This is a genomic window from Crenobacter sp. CS_VA4, assembly GCF_055597485.1.
Map to the genome: position 1 here is coordinate 1 of NZ_JBVMAE010000085.1, position 506 is coordinate 506.

Here is a 506-nt window from a genome sequence, read left to right on the forward strand (position 1 = left end):
CTAGAGCGTGTTCACAGTAACCAGATATAAGCACAGACTAGGCTGAGAAATGCGCCAAACCGGCTGGTCAGCTTGTCGTAGCGCGTGGCAAGACGTCGAAACTGCTTGAGTCGATTGAAGAACCGCTCGACCAAATTGCGGGCTTTGTAACGATGCCAATCCACTGGACGAGACGTCTTGCGATGACTGCGCGGCGGAATCACTACCTTGGCACCCGTTTGCGCGATGTTGATGGCCAACGCATCGCTGTCGTAACCCTTGTCGGCGATCACTGCCTCTGTTGGGATATCTTTGATCAGGGCTTCCGCCTGGGAAATATCGGCCACCTGCCCGCCGGTAAGAAGCAGACGCAAGGGATTGCCCAGCGCATCGACACAGGCGTGAATCTTGGTGGTCAGGCCGCCTCGCGAGCGGCCGATCGCCTGATCGCCAGCGTTTTTTGAGCCCCTGCCGCGTGTTGATGAGCACGAACAATGGTCGAGTCGATGAAGAGCTCTTCTAGGTCC

At 56.9% G+C, this 506-nt stretch carries 1 protein-coding gene; it reads right to left on the bottom strand.

Annotated features, from left to right (window positions below):
- Positions 1 to 11 precede the first annotated feature (11 nt).
- Positions 12 to 506, bottom strand: a 495-nt coding sequence (locus ACZ2IA_RS22805) for an IS5 family transposase (protein WP_470294876.1), incomplete at its 5' end; no start/stop codon positions are given.